This is a genomic window from Mesorhizobium sp. M7A.F.Ca.CA.002.15.2.1 (assembly GCF_003998715.1).
Classification (GTDB): Bacteria; Pseudomonadota; Alphaproteobacteria; order Rhizobiales; family Rhizobiaceae; genus Mesorhizobium; species Mesorhizobium ciceri.
On sequence record NZ_RZPI01001004.1, the window covers coordinates 1 to 1,305 of the forward strand.

Annotated in this window: 2 protein-coding genes; both read left to right on the forward strand. The window is 66.0% G+C overall.

Annotation, left to right across the window (positions count from 1 at the left end; all coding sequences use genetic code 11):
* Nucleotides 1-861, forward strand: an 861-nt coding sequence (locus ENZ74_RS32020; RefSeq protein ID WP_164761415.1) for an ATP-binding cassette domain-containing protein, incomplete at its 5' end; no start/stop codon positions are given.
* Between the two features lie 9 nt (nucleotides 862-870).
* Nucleotides 871-1,305, forward strand: a 435-nt coding sequence (locus ENZ74_RS32025; protein ID WP_164761416.1) for an ABC transporter permease, incomplete at its 3' end; no start/stop codon positions are given.

Genomic DNA, 1,305 nt, shown 5'->3' on the forward strand with positions numbered 1-1,305 from the left:
GTCGTCGATTCCGTCGATCTGAACGACCTGTCGGAGAAAGCGGTCGTGGCGATGATGGTCGGCCGCGAACTGGCGCAGGAGCAGCATAATTCCCATGCCACGAACAAGGTCATGCTGAGCGCGCGTGGCCTCTCCTCGGCGACGAAGGTGCGCAACGTGTCGTTCGATCTGCATCGCGGCGAGGTGCTGGGCATTGCCGGCCTGGTCGGTTCCGGCCGCACTGAACTGCTGCGGCTCTTGGCCGGCGCCGATCGCGCCACGGCCGGGACGATTGCAATCGACGGCAAGGCGGCACGGTTCTTCAGCCCGCGTGACGCGATTGCCGCCGGCGTCGGACTGGTGCCGGAGGAGCGCAAACGCGAAGGCATCGTGCCGCTGCGCTCGATCACCAGCAATATGGCGCTGGCCTCGATGGCCGTGTTCGCGCCGCGCGGCCTCATCGATCACGCCAGGTTGAAACAGGTGGCGGCCGAGAAGATGAGCCGCGTCAATCTGCGCCCATTCCTGCTCGACCGGCCGATCCGCCTGTTCAGCGGCGGCAACCAGCAGAAGGCGATCATCGGCCGCTGGCTGGCGGCGGGAACACGCATCCTCTTGTTCGACGAGCCGACGCGCGGCATCGATGTCGGCGCCAAGGCGGAGATCTATCATCTGATCGAGGAACTCGCCGCCGAGGGCCATGCGGTGGTCGTCGTCTCCTCCGAACTGCCCGAGGTGATCCGGCTTGCCGACCGCGTGTTGGTCATGCGCGACGGCACCATCGCCGCCGAACTCGATAGGGCAAATCTCTCAGAACAGGCGATCGCGGCGCACGCCATCCCGCAAACGCAAACGCCGGCCGCACAGCCGGCAAGGCAGTAGGTGACGGATATGTCGGATGCCACTCTGGTGCGGTCCCAGGCCGAATTCCTGCGCGGTGTTTCCATGCGCGACGCCGGCACGCTGATCGGGCTTGTCGTGATCCTGGCCGTGTTCGGCGCGCTGGTGCCCGGCTTTTTCGCCGAGCGCAACCTGATCAACATCCTGCAGCAGTCGAGCATCAATGCCTGTCTGGCGCTGGGCATGACGCTGGTCATCATCTCCGGCGGCATCGACCTGTCGGTCGGGCCGACGGCAGCACTCTCGGCCGTCATCTCGGCCTCTATGATGGTCGCCGGCGTGCCGTTTCCGCTGGCCATCGCCGCCGGCTTCGCCATTGGTCTTGCCTGCGGCCTCGTCAACGGCGTGCTCGTCGCCCATGTTGGGCTGCAGCCCTTCATCGTCACGTTGGGAACGCTCAGCACCTATCGGGCACTGGCGCTGATC